At 63.7% G+C, this 13,702-nt stretch carries 12 protein-coding genes and 1 pseudogene; 7 read left to right on the forward strand and 6 right to left on the reverse strand.

The genetic code is table 11. The annotated features are described in order from the left end of the window. Positions 1 to 261, reverse strand: a pseudogene (locus AC0L27_RS26795) (ABC transporter permease); the annotation flags it as partial. Between the two features lie 109 nt (positions 262 to 370). Further along, on the reverse strand, positions 371 to 1,174 hold the full coding sequence (locus tag AC0L27_RS26800; RefSeq protein ID WP_354205872.1) for an ABC transporter ATP-binding protein: 804 nt from the start codon (positions 1,172 to 1,174) through the stop codon (positions 371 to 373). 105 nt (positions 1,175 to 1,279) lie between these two features. Between AC0L27_RS26800 and AC0L27_RS26805 the strand changes: the two genes are divergently transcribed. Both AC0L27_RS26805 and AC0L27_RS26810 read left to right on the forward strand, forming a co-directional pair. Continuing rightward, on the forward strand, positions 1,280 to 2,590 hold the full coding sequence (locus AC0L27_RS26805) for an ActS/PrrB/RegB family redox-sensitive histidine kinase (protein WP_354064539.1): 1,311 nt from the start codon (positions 1,280 to 1,282) through the stop codon (positions 2,588 to 2,590). A gap of 103 nt (positions 2,591 to 2,693) precedes the next feature. Next, positions 2,694 to 3,248: an ActR/PrrA/RegA family redox response regulator transcription factor gene (locus AC0L27_RS26810; protein ID WP_007598178.1), complete on the forward strand. Its 555-nt coding sequence runs from the start codon at positions 2,694 to 2,696 to the stop codon at positions 3,246 to 3,248. Between the two features lie 156 nt (positions 3,249 to 3,404). Here AC0L27_RS26810 and AC0L27_RS26815 read toward each other — a convergent pair whose 3' ends face one another. Continuing rightward, entirely contained in the window at positions 3,405 to 3,893 is a 489-nt protein-coding gene (locus tag AC0L27_RS26815) for an MmcB family DNA repair protein (protein ID WP_354206428.1), read from the reverse strand. 277 nt (positions 3,894 to 4,170) lie between these two features. Between AC0L27_RS26815 and AC0L27_RS26820 the strand changes: the two genes are divergently transcribed. Further along, the gene (locus tag AC0L27_RS26820; protein WP_354205869.1) at positions 4,171 to 5,868 is read left to right on the forward strand and encodes an alpha-amylase family protein; all 1,698 of its coding nucleotides are present in this window, start codon (positions 4,171 to 4,173) and stop codon (positions 5,866 to 5,868) included. 162 nt (positions 5,869 to 6,030) lie between these two features. Here AC0L27_RS26820 and AC0L27_RS26825 read toward each other — a convergent pair whose 3' ends face one another. Next, positions 6,031 to 7,629, reverse strand: coding sequence for an alpha-amylase family glycosyl hydrolase (locus AC0L27_RS26825; protein ID WP_354205867.1), 1,599 nt, complete (start codon positions 7,627 to 7,629; stop codon positions 6,031 to 6,033). A 172-nt stretch (positions 7,630 to 7,801) separates the two neighbouring features. Between AC0L27_RS26825 and AC0L27_RS26830 the strand changes: the two genes are divergently transcribed. Continuing rightward, positions 7,802 to 8,482 carry an MBL fold metallo-hydrolase gene (locus AC0L27_RS26830; RefSeq protein ID WP_354064534.1) on the forward strand — a complete coding sequence of 227 codons (681 nt, stop codon included), beginning with the start codon at positions 7,802 to 7,804 and terminating at the stop codon, positions 8,480 to 8,482. Positions 8,483 to 8,485: 3 nt separating this feature from the next. On the opposite strand, the gene AC0L27_RS26835 is transcribed toward AC0L27_RS26830, so the two are convergent. Next, entirely contained in the window at positions 8,486 to 8,866 is a 381-nt protein-coding gene (locus tag AC0L27_RS26835; protein ID WP_354205864.1) for a winged helix-turn-helix transcriptional regulator, read from the reverse strand. Between the two features lie 132 nt (positions 8,867 to 8,998). Between AC0L27_RS26835 and AC0L27_RS26840 the strand changes: the two genes are divergently transcribed. Next, on the forward strand, positions 8,999 to 9,301 hold the full coding sequence (locus AC0L27_RS26840) for a hypothetical protein (RefSeq protein WP_354205862.1): 303 nt from the start codon (positions 8,999 to 9,001) through the stop codon (positions 9,299 to 9,301). Between the two features lies 1 nt (position 9,302). On the opposite strand, the gene AC0L27_RS26845 is transcribed toward AC0L27_RS26840, so the two are convergent. Then, the gene (locus AC0L27_RS26845) at positions 9,303 to 10,469 is read right to left on the reverse strand and encodes an extracellular catalytic domain type 1 short-chain-length polyhydroxyalkanoate depolymerase (RefSeq protein WP_354205860.1); all 1,167 of its coding nucleotides are present in this window, start codon (positions 10,467 to 10,469) and stop codon (positions 9,303 to 9,305) included. 554 nt (positions 10,470 to 11,023) lie between these two features. Between AC0L27_RS26845 and AC0L27_RS26850 the strand changes: the two genes are divergently transcribed. Both AC0L27_RS26850 and AC0L27_RS26855 read left to right on the forward strand, forming a co-directional pair. Then, positions 11,024 to 12,259, forward strand: a complete 1,236-nt coding sequence (locus AC0L27_RS26850; RefSeq protein ID WP_354205858.1) for an LLM class flavin-dependent oxidoreductase — start codon at positions 11,024 to 11,026, stop codon at positions 12,257 to 12,259. 63 nt (positions 12,260 to 12,322) lie between these two features. After that, positions 12,323 to 13,699, forward strand: a complete 1,377-nt coding sequence (locus AC0L27_RS26855) for a cytochrome P450 (RefSeq protein WP_473320818.1) — start codon at positions 12,323 to 12,325, stop codon at positions 13,697 to 13,699. Positions 13,700 to 13,702: the final 3 nt, after the last annotated feature.

A 13,702-nucleotide genomic window follows, 5' to 3' on the forward strand; every position in this document is an offset into this window, starting at 1 on the left:
GATCGAAAAGCCGAGCTGCCCGCGAAACAGGATGTCCCAGAGGATGACGGCGCCGATCAGCGTGCCGCCGGCACGCGCGAAGAAGTTTGCATTCTGCGCGATATAAAGCTGAAGAAAGCCCCAGGTGATGACTTGCAGCGCCGGCCAGTAGAGCAGCTCGAGCAGCCGCGGCCAGGACGACAGCAAGAGGTACCAATAGCGCAGGATCATCGCGCCGATGCGATGCAGGGAGATGCCGCGGTGAACGGTGAGCTCGCTCATGGCGGCCTCCCGTAGCCCGGATGGAGCGTAGCGCAATCCGGGGCCGGTCGGGCCAGATGCGCGAATCCCGGATTACGCTGCGCTCCATCCGGGCTACGAATGCAGTCACTCATCGTGCGTCCTCCTGCGCGCCGTTCACCCGGCCGCGCGCGACGTCCAGAAACACCTCTTCCAGCGTGGTGCGGTTGTAGCGCGCCATGATGGCTTCGGGCGTATCGTCGTCCTCGATGCGGCCGCGCTTCATGATGATGACGCGGTCGCAGAGCCGCTCGACTTCGAGCATGTTGTGCGAGGCCAGGAGGATGGTGGCGTTGTTCGCCTTGCGATAACGCTCCAGATGACCCCGAACCCAGTCGGCGGTGTCGGGATCGAGCGAGGCGGTCGGCTCGTCCAGCAACAGCAGCTCGGGCTGGTTGATCAGCGCCTTGGCAAGCGCAACGCGCGTCTTTTGTCCTGCGGAGAGCTTGCCGTTAGCGCGGTCGATGAACTCGGTGAGATCGAGATCGTCGGCGAGCTCAGCGATGCGCTCGGAGAGGTTCTTCACCGCATAGAGCTTGCCGAACACGGTGAGGTTCTGACGCACCGTGAGCCGCATCGGCATGTCGACATAGGGACTCTCGAAATTCATCCGCCCCAGCACGGAAGCACTTTCCTCCGGCATTCGATGCCCGAGCACCTGCACGCGGCCGGAGGTCGGCAGCACGAGGCCCATGATCGTCGCGATGGTCGTGGTCTTGCCGGCGCCGTTGCCGCCCAGCAGCCCCGTGATGCTGCCGCGCGGAAGCGAAAAGGAGATGTCGTCGACGGCGCGGGTCTGCTTGTACACCTTGACGAGGTGATCGACCGCGATTGCCGCGGAGAGGCTGCGATCCGCGACAGTCGGCCAGCTTGAAGCTTTGTCATTCTCGGTCATGCTGGGCGTTCTTCTGCTATTGCAGCAGAGAGCGCAAGGCTTGTAATCCGGTGGTTCCGTGAGCCGCGCGCTTGTGATCGAGAAGGCACCGCCCCATTGGCCGAAATGACCGAACTTGCCGCTTCCGACTTTCGCCCCGCGCAGCGGCATATCCGCCTGGATACCATCCTGCGGCTGCGCTGGCTCGCGGTGCTGGGCCAGCTCGCCGCGATCTTCATCGTGGCGCAGGGGCTGGAATTCAACGTCGAGATCGTCCCCTGCGTCAGCATCATCGCGCTGTCGGCGGCGCTCAATCTGGGGCTCCAGACCGTGTCCAATCCGCTGCAGCGGCTGGAGCCGATGCAGGCGGCCGGACTGCTCGCGCTCAACATCGTGGAGCTGGCCGGTCTCCTGTTTTTCACCGGCGGACTCCAGAACCCGTTCTCGTTCCTGTTCCTCGCACCCGTGCTGATCTCGGCGACCGCGCTGCCGGCCCGCTTCACCTTCGGCCTCGGCGTGCTCGCTGTCGCCTGCGCCTCGGTCCTGTTCTTCTTCCATCTGCCGCTGCCCTGGGATTCCGACGATCCGCTGGTGCTGCCGCCGATCTATCTCGTCGGCGTCTGGCTCTCGATCGCGCTCGCGATCGGCGTCACCAGCCTCTACTCGTTCCAGGTCACCGAGGAGGCGCGCAAGCTCGCCGACGCGCTGGCCGCGACCGAGTTGGTGCTGACGCGCGAGCAGCATCTGACCCAGCTCGACGGCCTGGCCGCCGCCGCAGCGCACGAGCTCGGCACGCCGCTCGCGACGATCTTCCTGATCTCGCGCGAGCTGGAGAAGACAGTGAAGGAGCCCAATTTTGCCGCCGACCTGAAGACCCTGCGCGAGCAGACGCAGCGTTGCCGCGACATATTGAGCAAGATCACCCAGCTCTCCTCCACCGGCGCACCGTTCGACCGCATGAAGCTGTCGGAGCTGATCGAGGAGGTGGTGGCGCCGCACCGCGATTTCGGGGTCGATATCAAGGTGCGCATCGCCGTTGCCATCGTGGCCGAGCCGGTCGGCTCGCGCAATCCGGCGATCCTCTACGGCGTCGGCAACATCGTCGAGAACGCGGTCGATTTCGCCCGCACCACCGTCGAGGTGAATGCGTGGTGGAACAAGGACACGATCGAGCTCGTGATTTCCGACGATGGTCCAGGCATTCCGCCTGACATCCTGAACCGGATCGGCGAGCCCTATTTGTCGCGGCGGCGCAACCGGGACGAAGGCGGCGGCCTCGGACTCGGCGTGTTCATCGCGCGCACCTTGCTGGAGCGCACCGGCGCCAAGGTCTCGTTTACCAACCGGACCTTTCCGGATCATGGCGCAGTGGTCCAGATCACGTGGCCGAGAGAGCGTTTTGAGACTATCGAGACCTTCGAAGAAACAATAGGATAGGCCGCGACCTTGCGTCGCACAACGGGGCCGATCGACTATTGGCGCACTTGGCACCGCCCGATTGCGCCGCCATATGTAGACGCGCTGGAGAGAGGACGACACCTTGAACGCCATCGCCGAACTGAACGAACAGACCGACCGCTCGCTTCTGATCGTGGAGGACGACAAGCCGTTTCTGGAGCGGCTGTCGCGCGCCATGGAAACGCGCGGCTTTGCGGTGACGTCATGCGACACCGTCTCGGACGGTCTGGCGCAGATCGGCAAGGCGGCGCCGGCATTCGCCGTGGTCGATCTGCGGCTCGGCGACGGCAACGGTCTCGACGTGGTCTCGGCGCTGAAGAAGAAGCGTCCCGACGCCCGCGCCATCGTGCTGACCGGTTATGGCAACATCGCCACTGCCGTCACCGCGGTGAAGATGGGCGCGGTCGATTATCTCTCAAAGCCCGCGGATGCCGACGACGTCGTCGCGGCGCTGCTGTCGACCGGCTCGGACAAGTCCGAATTGCCGGCGAATCCGATGTCGGCCGACCGCGTGCGCTGGGAACACATCCAGCGCATCTACGAGATGTGCAACCGAAACGTCTCGGAAACCGCGCGCCGGCTCAACATGCATCGGCGTACGTTGCAGCGGATCCTGGCCAAGCGCGCGCCGCGCTGATAGTCATGCCTTCCGTGCCCCGGACGCTGCGCAGCACGAAGTGATGCGCTGCTGAGCCGGCGGGGCCCATGCCTCAGCTCGAATCGTCGCCTGCTGGGTCCCGGCTCTGCGCAGCAACGCTGAAGCGTTGCAGCGCGTCCGGGACACGAGACCGGCCTATTCCCAAAACTCCGCATGCCCCTGCGGATCGACCAGCCGGTTGATCCGCAACGCCGCCGCCATGGCGAAACGCACCGTCATCTGCTTGCGCGTGGCCGCAGCGAGCTTGTGCTCGGGCGCCTCGCATTGCAGGTGCGCGCCATAGGCGTCCGCGATGATCAGGCCGGTATCTTGCGGAAAGATCTCGCAAGGCAGGTCCTGCGTGAAGGCGAAGAACAGCCGGTCGCAATGCGCCCGGTATTCGTGCCATTTCTGATCGGCACGCAAATCCTCCACCGACGACTTAATCTCGACGATCCAGATCTCGCCGCGCTCGTTCAGCGCGACGAGATCGGCGCGCCGCCCCGAGGGCAGCGGCAATTCGCTGATGCAGGTGAAGCCGAGCGAGCGCAACAATCGCGCAGTGCCGCGCGCGATCGCCAGCGCCGTCTCGGATTGACGGCGGTCGGGTGGTGGCACGAGGGCAATGCGGGCGGGATTGTCCATGGCGGGAGGATAGCCGATTCCTCCGAACGCGGACACCTTGCTCCATTCTCAAATGTCGTCCCGGCGAAGGCCGGGACCCATAATCACGGAAAGGAGTTTAGCGAAGGCTAATGGTTGCGGCCCGCGGTACGTGCACCGCGCCTCACGGAGAAATCACCCGGTATGGGTCCCGGCCTTCGCCGGGACGACACCTGAGTAAAAGCGGGGAACCTCAGGTCTCCCTCGCACTTATCACGCAGCCGCCACACCTCGGCGGAACCACCGAGGCTGCGCGCGCATGATCGACGATCTCTGGTACAAGAACGCCATCATCTATTGCCTGTCCGTCGGCACCTATATGGACGCCAACGGCGATGGCATCGGCGATTTCAAGGGCTTGCTGCGCCGGCTCGATTATCTGCACGGCCTCGGCATCACCACGATCTGGCTGATGCCGTTCCAGACCTCGCCCGGCCGCGACGACGGCTACGATGTCGCGGATTATTACAGCGTCGATGCCCGCTACGGCACGCTCGGAGATTTCGTCGAGTTCACCCATGGCTGCAAGCAGCGCGGCATTCGCGTCATCATCGATCTCGTCGTCAACCACACCTCCGACCAGCATCCCTGGTTCAAGGCGGCGCGGAGCGACAAGAACTCGCCCTACCGCGACTGGTATGTCTGGTCCGACAAGAAGCCAGCCAACGCCAATCAGGGCATGGTGTTTCCCGGCGTTCAGAAATCGACCTGGACGCGCGACAAGGAAGCCGGCGCCTGGTACTTCCACCGCTTCTACGATTTCCAGCCCGATCTCAACACCTCGAACCCGCGCGTGCAGGCCGAGATTCTGAAGATCATGGGCTTCTGGATCCAACTCGGCGTCTCAGGCTTTCGCATGGATGCCGTGCCTTTCGTCATCTCGACCAAAGGCGCCAAGGTGAAAAAGCCGGCCGAGCAATACGACATGCTGCGGACGTTTCGTGAATTCCTGCAATGGCGGCAGGGCGATGCCATCATTCTCGCCGAGGCCAACGTGCTGCCAAAGACGGACATGGAATATTTCGGCCGGGATGCCGACCGCATGCATATGATGTTCAATTTCCAGGTCAACCAGCATCTGTTCTATGCGCTGGCCTCGTCCGATTCACGCCCGTTGGGGAAAGCGCTGAAGGCGACCAAGCCGCGGCCCGCCTCGGCGCAATGGGGCCTGTTCCTGCGCAATCATGACGAACTCGATTTGGGGCGGCTGACCAAGGCGCAGCGCGAAATCGTGTTCAAACGCTTCGGTCCCGACAAGGACATGCAGCTCTACGACCGCGGCATTCGCCGTCGCCTGGCACCGATGCTGGGTGGCGACCGCCGGCGGCTCGAGCTCGCCTACAGCCTAATGTGCACGCTGCCGGGGACGCCGGTGATCCGCTATGGCGACGAGATCGCAATGGGCGATGATCTTTCGCTGCCGGAACGCAATTGCGCGCGGACGCCGATGCAATGGTCGACCGAGCCGCATGGCGGATTCACCACCAGCGACAAGCCGGCCCTGCCCGTCATCGACGAGGGACCTTATGGTTTCGAGCACCTCAATGTCGCAAAACAACGGCGCGATCCCAACTCCATGCTGAACTGGACCGAGCGCATCGTCCGCATGCGCAAGGAGGTGCCGGAGATCGGCTGGGGCGATTTTACAGTCATTCCGACGCGCGATCCCGCCGTGTTCATCATGCGTTACGACTGGCGCAACAATTCCGTGCTGTTCGTGCACAATTTCGACGAGAAGCCGCGCGAGATCGCGTTCTCGGCGGGGCTGCCGGGCGAGGCCGGCAAGCACCTGATCAATCTGCTCGCGGAAGACCACAGCCATGCCGACAAGCGCGGCCAGCATCGTGTCGTGCTGGAGCCCTACGGCTATCGCTGGTACCGCGTCGGCGGATTGGATTATCTGCTGAAGCGGAGCGATATCGACAAAACGATACGGGGCAACAAGCATCCGGGGTGATGTGGAGATGCTGGAGTTGCGCCGCTTCCACGATCGTCATTGCGAGCGCAGCGAAGCAATCCAGACTGTCACCGCGGGAACATTCTGGATTGCTTCGCTGCGCTCGCAATGACGAGGAAAGTGCGTCGCCCATCTCTGCGCTTCGCTTGTCCAGGACGACGGTCATGGCGGCGTGATGATCACGCCCTCGTTGCCGCGCAAATCCAGCACGCCTTCGAGCCGCTCGCCCTCGCGATCCAGGAATGTCGACAGCAGAATCTCGCTGCCAAACTTGATCGCGCTGGTGGTGACCGGGATCGGCTCAGGGCCGAGATTGAGCACCACGATCACCGCCCTGCCCTCGGCCTCGCGGCGATAGACCAGGAGATCGCCTTGCGCCGCGATCGGATGATAGTCGCCCGCAACCAGCGGCGGACACCCCTGCCGCAACGCGATCAGGCGCTTGTAGAGCGTGAGGATCGAACGTGAATCGGCTTCGAGATCGACGACGTTGTTGTGGATGTGATCCTCCGGCAGCGGCAGCCATGGCCTGACGTCCGAGAAGCCGGCGAAGTTGGAGGAATCCCACTGCATCGGCGTGCGGCAGCCGTCGCGACCGACACCGATGCCGGGTACGTTCTTCTCGAAGGGGTCGCGCACGAACTCGGGGGCGATCGCGAGCTGATGCATGCCGATCTCGTCGCCGTAATAGAGCGTCGGCGTGCCGCGCAGCGTCAGCAGCAGCATGGCGGCGATTCGGGCCTGCTCCGGCCCGACGCGGCTTGCGACGCGCGGGCGATCGTGATTGCCGAGCACCCAGTTCGGCCATGCGCCCTTCGGCAGCGCCTTCTCGTAATCCTCGACAATCTTCTCGATCGATCGCGCGCTCCAGAAGGTCGAGAGCAGCGCGAAATTGAACGGCATCTGCGCGCCGGTGAGATCGTTGCCGTAATAGGCCATGAGGCGGTGCAGCGGCAGATAGATCTCGCCGATCAGGACGCGGGCAGCATAGGCATCCGTGACGCGGCGCATCTCGGCGATGACGTCGTGCACCTCCGGCTGGTCGGTGGAATATTGCGTCAGTATCTTTTCGTTCGGCGGCCGGCTTTCGACATAATGCGGATTGGGCGGGTTGTCGCGGAAATCGGCGTCCTTGATCAGATGCCAGATCACGTCGACGCGAAAGCCGTCGACGCCCTTCTCCAGCCAGAACCGCATCACGTCATAGATCGCCGCGCGGACATCGGGATTGCGCCAGTTGAGGTCCGGCTGCTGGGCGAGGAAGGCGTGATAGTAGTACTGACCGGTCGTCTCGTCGAACTGCCACGCGCTGCCGCCGAACTCGGACAGCCAGTTGTTCGGCACGCCGCCACCCCCGCCCGGGTCGCGCCAGATGTACCAGTCGCGTTTGGGATTGTCGCGCGAGGAGCGGCTTTCGACGAACCAGGGATGCTGGTCCGAGGTGTGGTTCGGCACCAGGTCGAGGATCAGCTTGAGGCCATTGTCGTGCGCGGCGGCAAGAAGCGCATCGAAATCCGCCATCGTGCCGAACAGCGGCTCGATGCCGGTATAGTCGGAGATGTCGTAGCCGAAATCGGCCATTGGCGAGGGGAAGATCGGCGACAACCAGATCGCGTCGACGCCGAGCGACTTCACATACGGCAGCCGCTGCAAAATGCCGGCGAGATCGCCGACACCGTCGCCGTTTGAATCCTGAAAGGAGCGCGGGTAGATCTGATAGAAGATGCCGTCGCGCCACCAATTGCTGCCGCTCTGAGCCATGCGGGAAATCCATCCAAAAACTGCTTCTCGCGCGGGAGAACGCGGAAGGAGCGCCCCGGTTCAAAACAGCAGGCGAATTGGGACAGCTGTGTGACGATGTCCGCGACTGTTCCCGAGCCATGGGGACAAATCTTTTGCTTGGCGACATGGCAAAAATCGGCATTGTGGCGCCATGACCGAGCAAAACGAGACACAGGCCCAAGCCGGCGCGAAAGCGGGCGCGATCATCGTTCCCGTGACGCTGTTTGAGCAGAATTGCACCATCATCTGGGACGAGCCTTCCAAGAAGGCCGTGGTGATCGATCCCGGCGGCGACGTGCCGAAGATCCTGGATGCCATCAAGCAGACCGGCGTCACCGTGGAGAAGATCTGGCTGACTCACGGCCATATCGACCATGTCGGCGGCGCGGACGAACTCCGCGACGCGCTGAAGGTGCCGATCGAGGGCCCGCATCTCGCGGACAAATTCCTGCTCGACAACGTGGTCGAGAGCGGCGCGCGCTTCGGCATGACGGGGGTGCGCAATTTCGAGCCGGACCGCTGGCTCGATGAAGGCGACAGCGTGGCGATCGGCGATCTCCAGTTCGAGATCTATCATTGCCCCGGCCACTCGCCCGGCAGCGTGGTGTTCTTCAACAAGGATCTGCGCTTCGCCCATGTCGGCGACGTCCTGTTCGCCGGCTCGGTCGGACGCACCGATCTGCCCGGCGGCAGTCACGCGACGCTGATCGACTCGATCAAGACCAAGCTGCTGCCGCTCGGCGACGATGTCGGCTTCATCTGCGGCCATGGCGCCGGCTCGAGCATCGGCCAGGAGCGGATGACCAATCCGTTCATCACCGGCGAGATGTAGGCCCTACTCGGCGGCGTCCGCCAGCACTTGGGGCGCACTCAGGTTACGGTCGCCCCAGTCGCGGATCGCCGCCACGACCGGCACGAAGCTCTTGCCTTTGCGGGTGAGGCGATATTCGACCTTCGGCGGCACCTCGCCAAAATCCTTGCGATCGATCAGGCCGCTCGCCGTCAGCGCCTTCAACTCGCGACTCAGCACGCGCGGGGTGATCTCCGCGCTGCCTTCCATGCCGCGCAACAGGCCGGTCCTGATCTCGCCATAGCGGCGCGGACCGTCCTTGAGGTCCCAGACGATGCGCAGCTTGTACTTGCCGCTGATCATCTTCTGAAAGGCCGCGACCGGGCAGCTGCGCGCTGGAACTGTCTTTGTCCTTTCCTTGGCCATGTCGCTTCCTCCATGTGCGAGATGAAGAATAAGAGCGGCGCCGAAAAAGTCCATACTATCAATTTTGTCCATACTTGCGGGATCGCATCCAGCACGCAGATGATGACGCACAATGCCAACAGGGAGCGTCACATGAAGCACTTCATGATCCGGTACGAATTCAAGAACGGCACGACGGAGGCCTGGCACCAGGAGGTCGGCCGCTTCATCAAGGCGATCGACGGCGATCCGGAACTGAAAGGACGGATCGGCTATCGCGTCCTGAAGAACCGCGACAATGGCAGCTATTTCCATCTCGCCAGCGTCAGCGACGATGCCGCGCAAAAGGCGCTGCAATCGCGCGACTTCTTCAAGGCCTATCAGGAGATGACGCGCAAGGTCGCCGGCGGCGAGGTGACGGCGATGCCGATCGAATGGATCGGCGCGACCGCCTGAGTTACTTCATCAATCCCGCGGCCGTGAGCGCGCGCGTGATGATCTGGCCGAGATCGAAGCCGCGGGTCTCCTCGCGCTTCGGCTCGGCCGGCTGTTCGGCGACCGCGGCGCGGATCGAGCGTGCGAGATGCGGCGCGGACGAGCGGGCCGGCGTCGGCTTTGGCTCGACCTTCTTCGCCGCGTCCGGAATCCAGCCGGTGAGGCCGAAGAATTTTGCGATGTGATAGGACGAGGAGATGCCGGCCTCGATCAGGAACGCGCCTTCCACGCCATAGCGCTGGTCGTTGTCGGCCAGGCCGAGCGGCGTGCCGTGGGCCATGTCGGTGATGGCGTAGGACTCGACGAGCGTCTCGCCGTCCTTGTTCCACCAGGCCTGGCGCGGATAGCCGTCGATGTCGGTTTCCGCCATCGGCGCCTCGGGCAGATCGTGCAGGTCGAGCCATTGCTTGACGATCTCGTTGGCATTGCCGGGATTGACTGTGCGATCGGCGCTGCCGTGCCACACCGAGATCCGCGGCCAGGGCCCGCGATGAGTCGAGGCCCGACGCACCAGATCGCCAAGTTCGCGCGCCGGCCGCTCCGGGGAATGAAACATGCCGTCGAGCGCCTCGCGCAGATTGGTCGCGATGCCGTAGGGCAGTCCAGCGATGACCGCGCCGGCCGCGAAGATTTCAGGGTAGGTCGCGAGCATCACCGACGTCATGCCGCCGCCCGCCGACAAGCCAGTGATGAAGATACGCCGGGGATCGACGCGATGCGTTTCGATCATGTGCGCGATCATCTCGCGAATCGAACACGCCTCGCCGCTGTCCCGTGCCGTGTCTTCCGGATTGAACCAGTTGAAGCAGGTGTTGCTGTTGTTGATGCGCTGCTGCTCGGGCATCAGCAGCGCGAAGCCGTAGTGCTCGGCGAGCGTCGACCATCCGGCGCCGAGGTCGTAGCTTGCCGCGGTCTGGCCGCAGCCGTGCAGCACGACGACGAGCGCGCGCGGCTTCTGCAGTTGCGGCGGCACGAACGCGAACAGGCGCAGATTGCCGGGATTGTCGCCGAAGCCCGTGACCTCTTGCAACGGACTGGACGCATCGGCGCTCCGGCCAAACTCGGCGAAGCGCAATCCGTCCAGCTTTGGCAGACGTCTCAAGAGATCGACATTTCTGGTTAACGACACGGCAGCTCCTGGCAGGCGACGTTCAACGTCCACCCAAACCAAATAGTTGCTGCAGCGCAAAATAAAAAGACCGTGTGCTGTCGATGACGCGCTAAATCGCGAGAAAAGCTGCAGAAATCCGCACGTATTCACCGCAATGCCTCAACTTCGTGCAGATGAACGGCGCATCCACGCCGGGAATGCGGCGCAGATCATGATTAACGTTAGGAACCGCGCGAGCGAGACGAGCATTCCTGCGCGCGCCGATTGCACCGCTTCGACGGCAAAGTCAGGGCGAAGCCGGAGCAGGCCGGCCAGAAGGACGTTTTGGTGCCCGGATGTCGCTCACCAGCTCGCGCGATGAATCGATCTGCTTTGTGACGGTTTGATGCATCGGCACGCGAACGCGCGATGACCTGCGAGCACGAATCGCGAGGCCTTACGTCTTCCACGAGAGAGCGCTCCATCGCATGGCTGCATTCCACCGCGCGGGACATCGCGTGATTGCGCTCGCTGCGTTCAGCACGTAGCTTCGCGCCACAAACAAACAAAAAATGTAAGCTGGAGAGAATGCCATGGCGCGCCTGAAGTTCGGAGCCTTCCTTGCCCCGCATCATCCGATCGGGGAGCATCCGATGCTCCAGTTCCGGCGCGACCTCGATCTGGTCGAGCAGCTCGATGCGCTCGGCTATGACGAGTTCTGGTGCGGCGAGCATCATTCCTCCGGCTGGGAGATGATCGCCTCGCCGGAGATGTTCCTGGCTGCGGCCGGCGAGCGCACCAAGCGGATCAAGCTCGGCACCGGCGTGGTGTCGCTGCCCTATCATCATCCCTACAACGTCGCGCAGCGCATGGTGCAGCTCGACCACATGACCGGCGGCCGCGCCATCTTCGGCTCCGGCCCCGGCGCGCTCGCCTCCGACGCGCATACGCTCGGCATCGATCCGATGACGCAGCGCGATCGCCAGGACGAGGCGATCGGCGTGATCCGCCGTCTCTTCGACGGCGAGCGCGTCACCGCGAAGAGCGACTGGTTCACCATGAACGACGCCGCGTTGCAGCTCCTGCCGTTGCAGGAAGAGATGCCGTTCGTGGTGGCCTCGCAGATCTCGCCCTCCGGCATGACGCTCGCCGGCAAATACGGCATCGGCATCATCTCGCTGGGTTCGATGACGACGCAGGGGCTGATGTCGCTGCAGCAGCAATGGCAGTTCGCCGAGGACGCGGCGAAAAAGCACGGCACCAAAGTCGATCGCGCAAACTGGCGCGTGCTGCTGACCTGGCACATCGCCGAGACCCGCGAGCAGGCCCGCCGCGAGGCCGGCGCCGGTCTGATGCGCTGGCACAACGAATATAATGTCGGCACGCTGCAACGGCCGGGCCTGACGGCGTTCGCCTCGCCGGACGAGGCCGTGGACAAGACCGCTTTCGTCGACGGTGCGGCCTCCGTCATCGGCACGCCCGACGACCTCGTCAAGATGATCAAGAACGTGATGCAGGTGTCCGGCGGCGTCGGCGCCGTCATCGGCTTCGTGCACGACTGGGCCAATCCGGAAAACACGCGGCGGAGCTGGGACCTTGTCGCGCGCTACGTCGTGCCCGAGATCAACGGCTACATCGACGGCTTGCGCAAGTCGCAAAAATTCGTGATCGAGAACCGAGCGATCTTCGAACGCGCGGGCCAAGCCGTGATGGCCAAGATCATGGAAAACGAGAAGGCCGCCGAGGCGCTGAAGGTGACCGGCGCCGGCCGCGTCGCGATTCCGGCCGTCAACGCCCCGGATTTGCAGAAGGAAGCGGCGAAGCGGTAGCGCGGAGTCATCGTCACCGGATTGTGCTATGTTGGCCGGGTCCAGCCAACCGGAGCAATCGACATGTCGATGCAGAATGTGGCCGCCCCTGTGCTCGGCTTCACTCCGCCCAAGCGCAACGAGCTGACACATATCCCCGGCGACGAAGGCTGGCCGATCATCCGCAAGACCTTCCAGGTGCTCGCCGACCCCAAGGGGCACATCGAGGCGAACGGCGCCAAATACGGCCTGATCTATCGCACGCACTTCTTCGGCGAGACCAATGTCGTGCTGCTCGGCCCCGAGGCCAACGAGCTCGTGCTGTTCGACCAGCAAAAGCTGTTCTCCTCGACCCATGGCTGGAACAAGGTGCTCGGCCTGCTGTTTCCGCGCGGATTGATGCTGCTGGATTTCGAGGAGCACCGGCTGCACCGCAAAGCGCTATCGGTCGCGTTCAAGTCCGGCCCGATGAAATCGTATCTGAGCGATCTCAACCGCGGCATCGGCGCCCGCGTCGCGCAGTGGAAGGCCAAGCCCGGCGAGATGCAGCTTTATCCGGCGATGAAGCAGCTCACGCTCGATCTCGCCGCCGCGTCCTTTCTCGGCGCCGACATCGGCCCGGAGGTCGACGAGATCAACCGCGCCTTCGTCGACATGGTCGCCGCCGCCGTCGCCCCGATCCGCCGACCGCTGCCCGGCACGCAGATGGCGGCCGGCGTCAGGGGACGCAAGCGCATCGTCACTTATTTCCGCGAGCAGATTCCGCTGCGACGCGGCAATCACGGCGGCGATGACCTGTTCTCGCAGCTCTGCCGTGCAACCCACGAGGACGGCGCGCTGCTCTCGGAACAGGACATCATCGACCACATGAGCTTCCTGATGATGGCGGCGCACGACACGTTGACCTCGTCGCTGACGTCGTTCATCGGCGAGCTCGCGGCAAATCCCGACTGGCAGGACAAGCTTCGCGCGGAGGTCATGGCGCTGGGGCTCGCCCCTAATGCGCCGAGCAGCTTCGACGATCTCGAAAAGATGCCGCTGTCGGAGATGGCGTTCAAGGAAGCGCTGCGGATCAAGCCGCCGGTGCCCTCGATGCCGCGCCGCGCCATGCGCGATTTCACCTTCAAGGGCTTTTCGATTCCGGCCGGCACCGCGATCGGCGTCAATCCGCTCTATACGCACCACATGAAGGAGATCTGGCCGGAGCCGAATCGATTCGATCCGCTGCGCTTCACCGAGGAGGCCCAGCGCAACCGTCACCGCTTCGCCTGGGTGCCGTTCGGCGGCGGCGCGCATATGTGCCTCGGCCTGCACTTCGCCTACATGCAAGCCAAATGCTTCGCGCGGCACTTCTTGCAGAACATCGAGGTATCGCTGGAGCCCGGCTACAAGCCGGACTGGCAGATGTGGCCGATCCCGAAACCGCGCGATGGATTGCGGGTGCGGGTGAAGGCGGTGTGAGCA

Source organism: Bradyrhizobium sp. Ken51 (assembly GCF_055807435.1).